The following is a 13,101-nucleotide window of genomic DNA, read 5'->3' as shown; positions in this document are numbered from 1 at the left end:
AGTGTGCAGTGGATTTCTTCTTATCAAATGGTCAGGAAATTGGGAACCTTGTGAAAGGACGTTCTTTGGCAGAGCTGAAAAAAATGGTTAACGGATGAATTTATTTCGACCGAATCTCCGTTTTTAGACTTTGACGACATGATGGTTGCCAAAGTACACGTGCAATATTTCATCATTCGTGAACACGGAGTGAACGAATGATGGCAGTGGTGTCGGGAACTGTTCCCTAACAACTGCATACCGCCCCGCCCAGTATCGAGCATGGGAAGATTGAGAAATGTAAGAGAGATAAGATTGGCGAACAGTGCCTGGCACTGTTCGCCATTTTTTTCGACTGTCGGAAAATTAATCGCTCACTCCACTTTCGAGTGAGCGATTTTATTGACCATTAAAGAAACTTTCATTCTTCTAGCCACAACCCACCTATTTTATATTATAATGGTATAAAAATCCTATTTTCCACTGGAGCTGGTTGAGATGGCGTACACGATTCCGGAAACGATTCGTTCGAGTGCAACAGCAGGGGAGCGGCTGTTGTTTCGAACGCTAAAAACGTATTTACCAGATGACTATATTGTCTATTATGAACCGGAGATTCGGGGAAGACGTCCGGATTTTGTCATTATCGGACCTGATTTAGGGCTTGTTGTGCTTGAAGTGAAAGACTACACATTGTCGACGTTGTTTCATTTGAATAATGATGAATGGACGATTGTAAATAGCGCTGGCGAGCAGGCGACAGTAAAAAGCCCGTTTAAGCAAGCGAGAGATAACGCATTTCACATTGTTGATGTGTTAAAAAAAGACAAAAATTTAGTCCACTTAGAAGGAAAGTATCAGTTTCAGTTAAAGTTTCCTTACGGTTATGGGGTTGTGTTTACAAGAATCTCGCAAAAAGATTTAGTGAAAAAGCAATTGTATCCAGTTATTGATCCGAATTTTTGTCTGTTGCGGGATGAAATTGATCCAGACAAAGAAACATTTAGCGAAGAAGTGTTGTTTGAAAAAATATGGAATATGTTTGTCGTTCCGTATCGATTGCGCACGCCGTTAACGAAAGAGGAAATTGATGCGATCCGTTATCATCTTTTTCCAGAGGTGCGCATCAGCGCGGAGTTTCGTCCACCAACCCCGTATCAAGATCAAGTGCTTTTATCGCTTCACGACATTAAAGCGATGGATTTACATCAAGAAAACTTAGCAAAACAGCTTGGAGATAAAAACCGTCTGATTCGCGGAGTAGCAGGAAGCGGAAAGACGCTTATTTTAGCTAGTCGCGCAAAACTGTTGGCGAAACAACATCCCGATTGGAAAATTTTAATTTTGTGTTATAACATTTCGCTAGCGCAGGGGATTCGACAAATGCTTGCGCACATGTTAAGTGAACCTGATTCGCTATTCGATTTTGATTTTACAAAAGAAAATGCGATGGCAAACACAGCGAGTGAGCAAATTATCGTGCGCAACTTTCACGAATGGTTGAAACATGATTTAAAAATATCAGAACAAAAAATTTCGCACATATTAGAAAAGATTGATAAAAAAGAAGCGATTTTGCCGATGTACGACGCAATTTTGATTGACGAAGGGCAAGACTTTTCTTCCGAATGGCTTGCGCTCGTTAGTAAGCTACTAAACCCAGAAACACAATCGCTTCTTCTTGTGGAAGATCGTGCACAGACGATTTATAGACGAAAACGCTCATATGTGCAAGATACGGGATTAAGTTTTCAAGGCCGTTCAAAAGTATTGACGATTAATTATCGCAATACGGCACAAATTGTGAAATTTGCGTGGGATTTTTATCGTGAACATTCGGTATTAAGTGATAAAGTTGCCCAACGCGAGTTTGAAGGAGAAATTATTGCCCCGCAAAGCACGCGGCGGAAAGGACCGGAGCCGGCTATTGTGAAAGCAGCAAGCTTTGGACAAGAGATGCAACTTGTTGCAAGGCAAATAAAACGATTGCATGACGAGAAGAACGTACCGTACTCGGAAATGCTTATTTTGTATCGGGTGAAACGAACGTATAAACAAAATATTATTGGGGTTATTCAGCGGGCGTTGAAAAAAGAGCAAGTGCCTTATTATTGGCTAGCGGAAGATGAAACAGCAAAGAGGGAATTTTCCCGTGATGAAGAAACCGTTAAAATTAGTACGATTGAAAGCAGTAAGGGACTCGATTTCCAAGCTGTTTTTATCGTCAATGTCGACAATATGCCGTTTGCGCTTGAAAAAGACCGTGAGCGAGAAGTTTCGTTACTATATATCGGCATGACAAGGGCGAAAGAATACTTATGTCTGTCTTATTCAGGAGAGTCAGAGTTCACGCGTTATTTTGAACAAGTGCGACTGAGCAGATTGCAGAAGGAAAAGAAGAACCGTGCCAGACACTAAAGGGGCATTTTTTATGAGAAGATTATCACAAATGACCATAGATGAATTATATGATCGTGAGGAACAACTTCTTGAAGAGCTAAATAGCGGTGAGGCAAAAGATTGGATTTATCATGAAATTGTAGGTGTGTATGAAGAAATATGCCGTCGCTTATCGAGATGTTCGATAGAAGAGAGAAAAGAACACGGGTTTGAATATGTGAAAAAACAGCTAGTCAAATATTTGATTCGTTACGGGACGTATTTGAAAACGCAGCTGAAAAAAGATGAGCGTATGGCGAAAACAGCGTTTCAAAAAGCGTTGAGATATGATTCGGAAAATCCGATTGCCCATTATCGTCTCGGATTTTTAGCGTATAAGGAGAAAGAGTACGCAACGGCGCAGCGTTACTTTGAAAAAGCGCTTGGATATCAAAAGGGATATTCGAATCCGGAGTTTTGCTTAAATGAACGACAGCTATATTATGCTCATCTGTATTTGGCGAATAGCGCTTTGTTTGTGGCAGAAAAAACGTATCAATCGCTTGAGAAATTTCCTGATTACATAAGCGATCAAGAGAAACCTGCGGAACTTTCATTTTTGCATGAATGGTTGCAGCGCAATGAAGCTATTTTAACGATGCAAGCATTTACGAAACGGACGTCGAGCGGAAAAGAGTATTGTTCAAAAGAACAATGTGAACAAGTGATGATGGATCCTCCTAAAAATACAGTCGTTCTTTATTTTTCCGATCATGAAAACGTTGTATCTTATCACGATAGGAAAGTATGTTTGCCACGCGATCCTGCGGAGATGCTTTGTTATTTTTTAGTGAAGACAAATGAAGCGCGTCCGGCAACGAAATATGATATGGAGGCATTTTTTCAATTGAGACGGGTTGGGGACATTCCTACAAATACGTTCGTTCAAAAAATAAGGCGTCTTCGGGAAAGGCTGCGATATGTTCAAGTGCCTGCTCTGATCGACTCATGTCAGTTTCGAGGGGAAACCGCCTACTATTATAACGGCTCTGTCGATTATATCGTCATGTATCGCAGTGACTATACGTTTTTGTTTCGTGACGAATTGTGATGACATGTGTGTCATCGCTCTTTTTTTATACTAAGTTTGTAAATAATGAAAAGGAGCGATGATGAGATGAAAACATGGAATCAATTATTTACTCGCCAAGGGTTTGTGGTAGAGGAAAAAAGTCCAAATGAGTTTATTTGCACGAATGAGAGAAAAGAAAACGTTGAGTTTTTATTAGAAAGCTTGGATAAAGCGAATGTGAAGTATTTGTTTTTTGCTGATGTATTAACGATTGATAGCCCGCCGATTAGCGAAAAACAATGGCTACAAGTAGTCGATTTTCCAAAGCGTGGAGTTTGGGAAGCAATCGGGGTAGAAGAACCAAAAGTATTTGAGTTAGATACGTATATGAGCGGTGTCATTCGTGAGTTGAATCGTCTTGGATTGCGGACAGTGTGTTGTTGTGATGGTCATGGTCAACATCGTCCTTATGTATCTTTCGATGAGCAGACGAATATGGAAAAAGTGATGCAGTTGTTCCATGCATTGCAAGTTGATGTGAGTTTGCGGCCATCTCGTTTTCCTAGGGTCGTGTTTTCCGTAAAAAGAGAACGACTCCTTGATCTTGCTGAACAAATGCGGAAAGTACGAATCGATTGGTTAGAACAAGGGGAAGCCTATATCCGCAAAATGCTATTTCTTCATGAGCTTGAAGAATTGCTTAGCGTTTCAGGGGAGAGTGGGAACGAAGATGCTATTCGTGCAGTTGTATATGAAAAACTTGCGCCATATGTCGATCGCATCACAATCGATCGCTACGGAAATTTGCTGGCGCAAAAGACATGCAAAACAGGAACAGGGAATGGACCAACGATTTTGCTGAATGCGCATTTAGATACGGTAGAATCCTTCGTACCAGGAAGAACGATTGTGAAACAAGGAGAGATTTGGTCGAGCAGCGAAGGGATTTTAGGAGCGGATGATCGCGCTGGGGTGGCGGTGTTGCTTGAAATGGCGAAATGGCTTGACACATCTTCATTTAACGGAACGATAAAATTTGTTTTTACCGTAGAAGAAGAGTGCGGGCTTGTTGGAGCGCGGAAGCTAGAGAAATATTTTCTATGGGATGTAGATGCGGCGATTGTCGTTGATCGGCGGGGAACAGGGGATATCGTCACATCATGTGGTACCACTCAGCCATTTTGCGATATTCGCTATGGACAGTTTTTTGAACAAGTAGCTTACGATGCGGGATTAACTGGTTGGAAATGTACTGCTGGTGGAAGCAGCGATACGAGAATTTGGGCAGAACAGGGCATTCAAAGTGTAAACTTATCTGCAGGATACGAGTGGGAACATACAGACGACGAAACATTAGATACGGATGCTTGTTACGGAACGGTGCAACTCATTCAAGCGGTGCTTAATCAATGGCGAGACTTTTCAAGAATGTTGCGAGATGTGCGTATGGCTAATCGAGAAGGTGTAACAGTGATGCGGATGCAAGGTGGAAAAAGGGACGTCATTTAGGCGTCCTTTTTGTGATTTCATACGAAAATGAGGAGAGGATGTTGTATAATGAAAAAAAAGGAAGGTGAGATACATGTACATAAACAACGCATTTGCACTAATTATATTTAGCCTTTTATCTTTCTTGCTTGGGATTAGCGGTATTTTTAGACTAAGTGATCCGATGGGCTCATTTGACTGAGTACTTGGATTCGTTCTTGTTGTATTAGGCTTTCCAGGTGTTTTTCTAGGTATAGAGACGTGGTGGGGAGATCGGAAGCTAAGAAAAAAGCAGAAGAGGTAGTACACGATAATAAAAATACGCGGAAAGGGGTGTATATATGTGAGCCATTCATTGGAGAACTACAAAGAATCGATTGTTTTATCCTATCAATATGCGTTTCGCTTATTGCTTCATTTGAAAAATGTTATTGCTGCCTCTAAGCAAATTCCAGCGGAAGATGAGTTAATGAAAGAAGTATATCGGGACTCAATCGTAAAGAAATATGAAATTCTCGAAGATCAACTTTGGAAGTTGTTGTCGAAAATTTTTAAAGCTTCTGGGTTAGAATTACACAGTCCGAGGGCGTGCTATCGGCAGGCTTTTAAAGAAGGGTGGATTGAACATATTGACATATGGAACGATATGTTAAGTTCGCGTAATGCAACGGCACATGTATATAACGAAGAAGATTATGAACAAATTAAGCAAAAAATTGTTGATGAATATGTCCAGCCAATCGAGGCGTTGTTGCAAAAAATAAAAGAAGAAGTGATTGATCGTGAAAACATATGGAATTAACCAAACCGTATTTGAACGCTTAATGGCATATTTTCAAAGTGAAGAAGAGATCCGACGAGTTATTTTATTCGGTTCGCGGGCGAAAGGAACGGCGCGCTACAACTCCGATATTGACTTGTGCATCGATTATATAGGAAAGCAAAAGTGGAAAGTCATCGATGCGATTGATGAAATCGTTGGCATTTATTCGTTTGATGTGTTGTTTGCTGACTCGTTGAACAAAGAAATCGCACAGCAAATTAAGCGTTACGGAGTCGTTATTTATGAGAAATAAACAAGCAGGGGACAATCGTCCGCCTGCTTTTTCGTTTACACTGTAACGGATGCTTTTGTTTTTTTCCGCAGGTCAAAGCGGTCAGCGTTCATCACTTTTACCCAAGCCTTGATAAAGTCGTGGACGAATTTTTCTTTGTTGTCGTCTTGGGCGTAAAATTCGGCGTACGAACGGAGAATGGAGTTCGAACCGAACACTAAGTCGACACGTGTGGCAGTCCAACGAACTTCTCCTGTTTTCCGGTCGCGAATGTCGTACAAGCCGTCTTCTTTTGGTACCCATTCATAGTTCATGTCGACGAGGTGGACGAAGAAATCGTTCGTTAGCACGCCGATACGGTCTGTGAATACGCCGTGAGGAAGATTGCGATACGTTGCCCCTAACACGCGCAATCCACCAACTAATACAGTCATTTCTGGAGCGGTTAAGCCAAGCAACTGCGCTTTGTCGACAAGCAGCTCCTCAGGCGTGACGCTGTATTTTTTCTTTTGGTAGTTACGGAATCCGTCCGCAACCGGTTCTAATACGGCAAAGCTTTCGACATCGGTTTGTTCTTCGGTTGCGTCGCCTCGTCCAGGCATAAACGGTACACGAACGTCAAAACCAGCGTCGCGTGCAGCTTTCTCGACAGCGGCGCTACCGCCAAGTACGATTAAATCGGCAAGGCTCACTTTTTTCGGAAGCTCACGTTGAATATCTTCGTAAACGGAAAGCACTTTAGCAAGTCGCTCTGGTTCGTTTACTTCCCAATCTTTTTGCGGAGCGAGTCGAATACGCGCACCGTTTGCGCCGCCGCGCTTATCGGAGTTGCGGAATGTGCTAGCGGACGCCCAAGCTGTTTTTACAAGCTCGCTCACTGTTAGTCCTGATTGCAAAATGCGCGTTTTGATGTCTTCGATTTCTGCATCAGTTAATTCCACGTCGACTGCTGGAATCGGGTCTTGCCAAATGAAATCTTCTTTCGGTACTTCTGGACCGAGATATCTCGTTTTCGGCCCCATGTCGCGATGAATAAGTTTAAACCATGCGCGTGCAAACGCATCAGCAAATTCTTCAGGATGTTCATAAAAGCGGCGAGCAATTTTTTCATATGCTGGGTCGAACCGTAACGCTAAATCGGTCGTCAGCATCATCGGTGGCACTTTCTTGTTCGCATCTTCGACATCTGGAGCGAGATGTTCTTCTTTTAAGTTCACTGCTTCCCATTGATACGCACCAGCTGGACTTTTTGTTAGCTTCCATTCGTATTCAAAAAGCAATTGTAAATAGCTGTTATCCCATTTTGTAGGTGTAGGTGTCCAAGCGCCTTCTAGGCCACTTGTAATCGTATCGCGTCCTTTTCCTTTTCCGTATGAGCTGATCCAACCTAATCCTTGTGCTTCGATTGGAGCGGCTTCTGGCTCCGGACCGACATGCGATGCATCGCCAGCTCCGTGCGCTTTACCAAACGTATGACCGCCTGCGATCAGCGCTACCGTTTCTTCATCGTTCATGCCCATTCGTTTAAACGTCTCACGAATGTCACGTGCGGCTGCGAGCGGATCTGGATTACCGTCCGGACCTTCTGGATTGACGTAAATGAGTCCCATTTGCACAGCAGCAAGCGGATTTTCTAACTCGCGATCGCCTGTATAACGTTCCGAAGCGAGCCATTCTTTTTCCGCACCCCAATAAATGTCTTCCTCTGGATGCCATACGTCTTCACGGCCAGCGCCAAACCCGATCGTTTTTCCACCCATCGACTCAATGGCTACGTTGCCAGCTAATACGATTAAGTCCGCCCACGAAATTTTATTGCCATACTTCTGTTTAATCGGCCACAGCAGGCGACGTGCTTTATCTAAATTCGCATTGTCCGGCCAGCTGTTCAACGGGGCAAAACGTTGCGTGCCTGTTGATGCTCCACCTCGTCCGTCACCGATGCGATACGTTCCTGCCGAATGCCAAGCCATGCGGATAAATAGCGGTCCGTAATGGCCGTAGTCGGCAGGCCACCAATCTTGGCTTGTCGTCATCAGTTTGCGCAAATCTTCTTTTAACGCCCAATAGTCAAGTTTTTGAAACTCTTCCGTATAATCGAACGTTTCGTCATGTGGGTTCGTTTTTCGGTCATGTTGATGAAGGATGTTTAAGTTTAGTTGATTTGGCCACCAGTCTTTGTTTGTTGTTTTGTTTGAAGCATGACTTGTCACGCTCCCATGGAATGGGCATTTGGATACGTGTTCGTTTTTGTTTTCCATTCTTTTATTCCCCTTTCTAGCATATGAATAAAATGAATTGTCTCTCAGTTGTATACACAATGAAGTGATAATGATTAGTACATTAGAATTATACTAAATTAATATTTAATAGTAAAGTATAAAAAATATTTTTATCAAAAAATTATAAAAATCCCCCATTTCATTCTGTTTACAGAATAAAATGGGGGATTTATACGTTTACATCCGTATCTCCGTTCATCGTTTCACTCCAATCTTTAACTCTGGATCATATGTTGGACTTGTTCAGTTGTCAAATTGCGAATAAATTCGATTAAATCAATTGCTTCAATGCCGAACTCACGACATTTTTCAACGTATCTTTGGTAAGCTTTCGTATACATATCCATAAACAAAACCCCTTTCGCACGTTTCTTTTGTTAGTTACATTGTATTATAACAGATTTAAAAAATCAATAACTGTTATATAATTATTTTTTATATTCAGGCAATAGTTGCTTTCAATATATTTTCGTAACAATATAGTCAAATGTTCTTGAACATAATGTGAAATGTTGAGCAAAAACAATTTTCGTAATTAAAAAAGTGGTATGATAAAGATGTAATAAAAATAATAAATAAGGAGAGATGAAACATGGTAGTAAAATGGTTACGTGAGCATGTAAGCGCAGCGGCCGTTTTGACAGTGTTTCGTTTGTATCTCGGTTATGAATGGTTTATGGCAGGATGGCATAAGGTAACAGGGGGATTTGATGCGACAGGATTTTTAAAAGGAGCGCTTGGTAAAGCAACAGGGGAGCATCCAGCAGTACAAGGATGGTGGGCATCCTTTATTGAACATGTAGCGTTGCCAAATGTTGGATTTTTTAACTTTCTCGTACCATGGGGAGAGGTGCTTGTCGGCATTGCGTTACTTTTAGGTGTGTTTACAACATTTGCTGCTCTGATGGGAGCTGTAATGAATTTCGCATTTATGTTTTCAGGTACAACAAGTACAAACCCACAAATGGTTTTATTAACATTTTTCATTCTTGTTGCAGGAGCGAATGCAGGAAAGTTTGGGATTGATCGATGGGTAATTCCGTATCTTCGCAGATATGTGAGTGAATATCAGAATAAACGAAAAATAGCATCGACTTCTTAAAAGACGGCCATACGCACCTTTGTGCGTGGCCGTTTTTTTCTTGTTTTAAGTAATTTTCGCATGTAAGTAGTACAATGAAAATGTTTGTAGTACAATAGAGTAGGCGCCTGTAAGGGATTATACATATTTAACCAAACAAGAAAGGATGGACATACATGCATATCATAGAGCTAATTAAAGCGCTCATTTTAGGGCTAGTGGAAGGAGCGACAGAGTTTGCACCTGTTTCATCGACAGGCCATATGATTATTGTTGATGACATGTGGCTAAAATCGAGCGAGTTTTTAGGAAAGTATGGGGCGAATACGTTTAAAGTCGTCATCCAGCTCGGTTCAGTTTTAGCTGCGGTTGTTGTGTTTAAAGATAAATTTTTTGAGTTGCTTTATTTACGAAAAGGTGAAGTGAGAAAAGGACCACGCTTGACGCTGATGCACATTTTCGTTGGTCTTTTGCCTGCTGGAGTGTTGGGGGTTTTATTTGAAGACTATATTGATGAACATTTATTTTCCACAAAAACGGTGCTTATTGGGCTCGTGCTTGGAGCTTTGTTGATGATCGCAGCGGATCGTTTCGGAAAACGAACAGTAGCACAAACTGTAGATGACATTACGTATAAGCAGGCGTTTATTGTCGGTCTTGTTCAATGTTTATCGCTTTGGCCTGGGTTTTCGCGTTCAGGTTCGACCATTTCAGGTGGCGTACTTGTTGGCATGAGCCATCGTGCTGCAGCTGATTTTACATTTATTATGGCAGTGCCAATTATGGCAGGAGCAAGCGCCATTTCGTTGTTGAAAAACTGGGAGTACATCACGTTTGATGCGTTACCATTTTTCGTTGTTGGTTTTATTAGTGCTTTTGTTTTTGCATTGTTAGCTATTCGCTTTTTCTTACGTTTAATTAACCGCGTGCGTCTCGTTCCGTTCGCGATTTATCGCATCGTACTTGCGGCGGTCATTTATGTCGTTTATTTTGCATAAATAAAAGGCTCCTTTGCACGGGAGCCTTTTATTCGTTCAGTTTTTTAATAATTTTTGCCGGATTGCCTCCGACGACTACGTAATCAGGAACATCTTTTGTGACAACAGCTCCTGAAGCGATGACAACGTTATTTCCGATGTTTACGCCCGGATTAATGATTGCTCCGCCACCAATCCATACATGATCGCCGATCGTTACTGGTTTTCCGTATTCTAAACCGGACGCTCTTTCGATTGGATCAATGGGGTGCGTTGCCGTATAAATATGAACGCCGGGACCAATGAGACAGTTGTCCCCGATACGAATGTCACATACATCTAAAAAAACGCAATTAAAATTCGCAAAAAAATTTTCCCCGACATGAATGTTGTATCCGTAGTCGCAATAAAAAGGGGGTTCAACATATACGTTTTGACCTGTTGAGCCAAATAGTTCTTTTAATAAAGAAATGCGTCGTTCATGTTCTGTTTCTAACGTTTGATTAAATAGCCTTGTTAAGCGACGAGCATGTTCTCGTTCTTTCACTAACTCTGGATCGGTAGCCCGATACAATTGACCACTTACCATTTTTTCTTTTTCTGATTTCATCTTTTTTCAACTCCTTTATTTTCCTGTTTTCATTGTACCATAGCAAAGCGCTATGTTTAAAAAAATCGTCAAAAACGCGTGAGTGCATGATGCAATACGAAGTCTATAATGAATGTGAACAATAACACAAAAAGTTGGTGATGAGAGATGCATAAACATGCGCGTGCGATCGATTATAACGAAAATCCGTTTATTGTCATTTGGGAAGTGACGAGAGCGTGTCAGTTAAAATGTGTCCATTGTCGTGCCGATGCTCAACCGTTCCCCGATCCGCGCGAACTAACATATGAAGAAGGGCTTCGATTAATTGATGACATATATGACATGAACAATCCGATGCTTGTGTTTACGGGCGGGGACTGTATGATGCGCGAAGATTTGTTTGATCTTGCTGAGTATGCGATAAAAAAAGGAATGCGTGTTTCCATTACACCAAGCGCAACCCCGAATGTAACGAAAGAAAAAATGAAAAAAGCAAAAGAGATCGGATTGTCGCGCTGGGCGTTTAGTTTAGATGGACCGACGGCCGACATCCATGACCGATTTCGTGGTACATCGGGTTCGTTTGATTTAACAATTGAAAATATTCGTTATTTGAACGAGTTACATATGCCACTGCAAATCAACACGGTCATTTCGCGTTATAACTACGATCATTTAGAACAAATGGCGAAATTAGTTGCGGAGTTAAAGGCGGTGATGTGGTATATCTTTTTACTCGTACCAACTGGTCGTGGGCAAATGAATGATTGCATTACTCCAACCGAGCATGAAGAAGTGTTTCGTTGGTTGTATGAATTGAGTAAAACAGCACCGTATGATATTAAAACGACAGCGGCGCAACATTATCGTCGTGTTGTCATTCAACAAAAAATGCGTGAAAAACGCATTGATGCAGGGGATATTCGTTATGAGCATGCGATTACGACTGACCATGCTTCGATGATTGATGGATTAAAACGAGCGCCAAAAGGTGTCAATGACGGCAACGGTTTCGTTTTCGTCTCCCATACAGGAGATGTCATGCCAAGTGGTTTACTTCCGATCGTATGCGGCAATGTGCGCGAGCAACCGTTATCGCACATTTATCGCGAATCGGAAGTGATGAAACAGTTGCGCCAGCCAGATTTATATAAAGGGAAATGTGGCATTTGTGAATTTCGTTACGTTTGTGGCGGATCGCGTGCTCGGGCATATGCGGTCACGGGAGATTATATGGAAAGTGAACCGTTTTGCGTATACGTTCCTTTAGGGATGAGAAGAGAAAAAACCCGAACGGTGTTCGCTTAATGCGGACGCTGTTCGGGTTTATGTATATTAAAAATCAAAGTTATCCGGATCTGGACCGATGCGGTGGTTTTCGTTTAGCGCGTCAATCGCATCCATTTCTTCTTTTGTTAAAGTAAAGTCAAAAATGTTTGCGTTTTGTGCGATGCGTTCAGGTGTGACAGACTTCGGAATGGTGACGACTTCGTGTTGTAAGTCCCAACGTAAAATAACTTGAGCCGATGTTTTGCCATATTTTTGCGCAATGTTGACAAGCGTTGGCTCGTTCAACAAATCGCCGCCACGCATAAGTGGTGACCACGCCTCGAGTTGGATGTCGTGTTGTTTACAAAAGGAAAGAAGTGGCTTTTGTGTTAAACGTGGATGAAACTCCACTTGATTAACCATCGGTTTAATCTCGCAATCGGCAAGGATGTCTTCTAAATGATGAATTTGGAAGTTGCTCACTCCGATCGCGCGCACAAAACCGTCTTTATATAACTTTTCAAGCGCTTTGTACGTTTCTTTATATTTTCCTTTAACAGGCCAATGCACTAAATACAAATCGATATAATCGAACCCGAGCTTTTTTAAACTTGTATCAAACGCTTTTAACGTTGATTCATATCCTTGATCGGAGTTCCATACTTTCGTTGTGACAAAAATTTCGTCGCGAGGAATACCTGATTCGCGAATCGCTTGACCGACACCTTCTTCGTTCTGGTAAAATGCAGCGGTATCAATGTGACGATAACCGACTTCAAGCGCTGTGCGAACAGAGCGAATGACTTCGTCGCCTTCTTGCACTTTATAGACCCCTAAACCAAGCCAAGGCATACGGACACCGTTATGTAACATCGCGGCATCTTGTAAACTGTTCATCTCCATGCTCCTTTCCAATATTTGTCCCTT

General features: G+C 41.9%; 12 protein-coding genes. 8 read left to right on the top strand and 4 right to left on the bottom strand.

Annotation, left to right across the window (positions count from 1 at the left end):
- The first annotated feature begins 477 nt into the window (after positions 1–477).
- The 5 genes from LD028_RS02655 to LD028_RS02635 all read left to right on the top strand — a co-directional run bounded on the left by LD028_RS02655 (position 478) and on the right by LD028_RS02635 (position 5,994).
- Entirely contained in the window at positions 478–2,397 is a 1,920-nt protein-coding gene (locus LD028_RS02655) for a 3'-5' exonuclease (RefSeq protein ID WP_237810845.1), read from the top strand.
- Positions 2,398–2,410: 13 nt separating this feature from the next.
- Positions 2,411–3,469 (top strand): tetratricopeptide repeat protein, encoded by a 1,059-nt coding sequence (locus tag LD028_RS02650; RefSeq protein WP_237810843.1) that lies wholly within the window; start codon positions 2,411–2,413, stop codon positions 3,467–3,469.
- A 66-nt stretch (positions 3,470–3,535) separates the two neighbouring features.
- Positions 3,536–4,939 (top strand): M20/M25/M40 family metallo-hydrolase, encoded by a 1,404-nt coding sequence (locus tag LD028_RS02645; RefSeq protein WP_237810841.1) that lies wholly within the window; start codon positions 3,536–3,538, stop codon positions 4,937–4,939.
- Between the two features lie 322 nt (positions 4,940–5,261).
- Positions 5,262–5,720 carry an HI0074 family nucleotidyltransferase substrate-binding subunit gene (locus tag LD028_RS02640; RefSeq protein WP_237810840.1) on the top strand — a complete coding sequence of 153 codons (459 nt, stop codon included), beginning with the start codon at positions 5,262–5,264 and terminating at the stop codon, positions 5,718–5,720.
- Positions 5,701–5,994, top strand: coding sequence for a nucleotidyltransferase domain-containing protein (locus tag LD028_RS02635; protein ID WP_237810839.1), 294 nt, complete (start codon positions 5,701–5,703; stop codon positions 5,992–5,994). Before LD028_RS02640 ends, LD028_RS02635 begins: the two co-directional genes overlap by 20 nt.
- A 35-nt stretch (positions 5,995–6,029) precedes the next feature.
- Here the strand turns inward: LD028_RS02635 and katG are convergent, their stop codons facing one another.
- Positions 6,030–8,234, bottom strand: coding sequence for a catalase/peroxidase HPI (katG, locus tag LD028_RS02630; protein WP_041638277.1), 2,205 nt, complete (start codon positions 8,232–8,234; stop codon positions 6,030–6,032).
- A 236-nt stretch (positions 8,235–8,470) separates the two neighbouring features.
- Complete coding sequence (locus LD028_RS17995) at positions 8,471–8,602, bottom strand: hypothetical protein (protein ID WP_006319602.1); 132 nt, start codon at positions 8,600–8,602, stop codon at positions 8,471–8,473.
- Positions 8,603–8,847: 245 nt separating this feature from the next.
- Between LD028_RS17995 and LD028_RS02625 the strand changes: the two genes are divergently transcribed.
- Together LD028_RS02625 and LD028_RS02620 are read left to right on the top strand one after the other, a co-directional pair.
- Positions 8,848–9,357 carry a DoxX family protein gene (locus LD028_RS02625; RefSeq protein ID WP_077428540.1) on the top strand — a complete coding sequence of 170 codons (510 nt, stop codon included), beginning with the start codon at positions 8,848–8,850 and terminating at the stop codon, positions 9,355–9,357.
- Positions 9,358–9,512: 155 nt separating this feature from the next.
- Entirely contained in the window at positions 9,513–10,334 is an 822-nt protein-coding gene (locus LD028_RS02620; RefSeq protein WP_237810838.1) for an undecaprenyl-diphosphate phosphatase, read from the top strand.
- A 28-nt stretch (positions 10,335–10,362) separates the two neighbouring features.
- Here the strand turns inward: LD028_RS02620 and LD028_RS02615 are convergent, their stop codons facing one another.
- Complete coding sequence (locus LD028_RS02615; protein WP_237810837.1) at positions 10,363–10,923, bottom strand: sugar O-acetyltransferase; 561 nt, start codon at positions 10,921–10,923, stop codon at positions 10,363–10,365.
- Positions 10,924–11,070: 147 nt separating this feature from the next.
- Here LD028_RS02615 and LD028_RS02610 point away from each other — a divergent pair, with 147 nt between their 5' ends.
- Positions 11,071–12,213 carry a TIGR04053 family radical SAM/SPASM domain-containing protein gene (locus LD028_RS02610; RefSeq protein WP_237810836.1) on the top strand — a complete coding sequence of 381 codons (1,143 nt, stop codon included), beginning with the start codon at positions 11,071–11,073 and terminating at the stop codon, positions 12,211–12,213.
- 27 nt (positions 12,214–12,240) lie between these two features.
- Here LD028_RS02610 and LD028_RS02605 read toward each other — a convergent pair whose 3' ends face one another.
- Positions 12,241–13,071, bottom strand: a complete 831-nt coding sequence (locus LD028_RS02605; RefSeq protein WP_077428535.1) for an aldo/keto reductase — start codon at positions 13,069–13,071, stop codon at positions 12,241–12,243.
- Between the last annotated feature and the right edge of the window lie 30 nt (positions 13,072–13,101).

This window comes from Anoxybacillus sp. LAT27 (assembly GCF_022030075.1).
Lineage (GTDB): Bacteria > Bacillota > Bacilli > Bacillales > Anoxybacillaceae > Anoxybacillus > Anoxybacillus kestanbolensis.
The sequence above is the reverse complement of the archived record's forward strand: the minus strand, read 5'-3'. Positions and strand labels throughout refer to the sequence as shown.

Coding starts and splice junctions, on each gene's coding strand:
- LD028_RS02625 (WP_077428540.1), top strand. CDS start 8,848: ATGGTAGTAAAATGGTTACGTGAGCATGTAAGCGCAGCGGCCGTTTTG.
- LD028_RS17995 (WP_006319602.1), bottom strand. CDS start 8,602: ATGGATATGTATACGAAAGCTTACCAAAGATACGTTGAAAAATGTCGT.
- LD028_RS02615 (WP_237810837.1), bottom strand. CDS start 10,923: ATGAAATCAGAAAAAGAAAAAATGGTAAGTGGTCAATTGTATCGGGCT.
- katG (WP_041638277.1), bottom strand. CDS start 8,234: ATGGAAAACAAAAACGAACACGTATCCAAATGCCCATTCCATGGGAGC.
- LD028_RS02645 (WP_237810841.1), top strand. CDS start 3,536: ATGAAAACATGGAATCAATTATTTACTCGCCAAGGGTTTGTGGTAGAG.
- LD028_RS02610 (WP_237810836.1), top strand. CDS start 11,071: ATGCATAAACATGCGCGTGCGATCGATTATAACGAAAATCCGTTTATT.
- LD028_RS02650 (WP_237810843.1), top strand. CDS start 2,411: ATGAGAAGATTATCACAAATGACCATAGATGAATTATATGATCGTGAG.
- LD028_RS02605 (WP_077428535.1), bottom strand. CDS start 13,071: ATGAACAGTTTACAAGATGCCGCGATGTTACATAACGGTGTCCGTATG.
- LD028_RS02620 (WP_237810838.1), top strand. CDS start 9,513: ATGCATATCATAGAGCTAATTAAAGCGCTCATTTTAGGGCTAGTGGAA.
- LD028_RS02655 (WP_237810845.1), top strand. CDS start 478: ATGGCGTACACGATTCCGGAAACGATTCGTTCGAGTGCAACAGCAGGG.